This window comes from Amycolatopsis kentuckyensis, from assembly GCF_002155975.1.
GTDB lineage: Bacteria > Actinomycetota > Actinomycetes > Mycobacteriales > Pseudonocardiaceae > Amycolatopsis > Amycolatopsis kentuckyensis.
Window position 1 is genome coordinate 1 of the sequence record NZ_MUMI01000645.1, and the last position, 1,140, is coordinate 1,140.

The window sequence follows — 1,140 nt, forward strand, 5'->3', positions numbered from 1 at the left end:
CGGGACGCCGACGTGCGGACCAGGTGGTCACCTCGGTCAGCACGTCGGTCGTCCCGTCCACAACCACGGTGCCGCCGCCGTCCGGTTAGGGTTGCGGCATGCCTCGTGTTGCCGCGATCGACTGTGGGACCAACTCCATCCGCCTGCTCGTCGCCGAGCTGACGCCGCGCCACGACGGCACGGTCGACCTGCGCGACCTGCACCGCGAGATGCGGATCGTCCGGCTCGGCCAAGGCGTCGACGCCACCGGCGAGCTCGCCCCCGAGGCCCTCGAGCGCACCCGGGCCGCGCTGGCCGACTACACGATCGCCGCGCGGCGCAAGGGCGTGGAGAAGGTCCGCATGGTCGCCACCTCGGCGACCCGCGACGCGAAGAACCGCGACGACTTCTTCCGCATGACCCGCGAGACCCTCGGCGTCGAGGCCGAGGTGATCAGCGGCGACGAAGAGGCGCGGCTGTCGTTCACCGGCGCGGTGGGCGAGCAGGACCCCGACGACGGCCCGTTCGTGGTGGTCGACGTCGGCGGCGGCTCGACCGAGCTGGTCCTCGGCACCTGGGACGGCAGGCGGGCCGAGGTGCTCGCGGCCAAGTCCGTCGACATCGGGTGCGTCCGGATCACCGAGCGCGCGCTCAAGAGCGACCCGCCGACCGCGGACGAGATCGCCACCGCCCGCGACCTGGCCGGCAAGGTCCTCACCGACGCGTTCGACGTCGTCGACGTCGCCCGCGCGAAGACCTGGATCGGCGTCGCGGGCACGGTGACCACCCTGTCGGCGATCGCGCTGGGGCTCCCGGAGTACGACAGCGACCGGGTGCACCTGTCCGAACTGACCGCGGCGGACATCGACCGGCTCGCCTCGGACCTGCTGCACAGCGACCACGCGACCCGCGCGGCCAACCCGGTGATCCACCCGGGCCGCGTCGACGTGATCGGCGGCGGCGCGGTGGTGGTCCAGACCCTGGCCGAGCAGCTCGCGGCCCGCGGCGGCCCGACCAAGCTGGTGGTCAGCGAACACGACATCCTCGACGGCATCGCCCTCTCCCTCACCTGACCCCCCGTGACCGGCCCCGTATCTCACGTGACCGAGGCCGGAACTCACGTGATTGAAGCCGGATCTCACGTGATTGAAGCCGGATCTC

1 protein-coding gene is annotated in these 1,140 nt (G+C 72.3%); it reads left to right on the forward strand.

Features of this window, described 5'->3' with window-relative positions:
- Nucleotides 1-98: 98 nt before the first annotated feature.
- Nucleotides 99-1,052, forward strand: a complete 954-nt coding sequence (locus CCN39_RS44655) for a Ppx/GppA phosphatase family protein (protein WP_086852883.1) — start codon at nt 99-101, stop codon at nt 1,050-1,052.
- Nucleotides 1,053-1,140: the final 88 nt, after the last annotated feature.

What these genes read in the sequence shown, in the direction of transcription:
- CCN39_RS44655 (WP_086852883.1), top strand. Translation starts at nt 99, where the DNA reads ATGCCTCGTGTTGCCGCGATCGACTGTGGGACCAACTCCATCCGCCTG.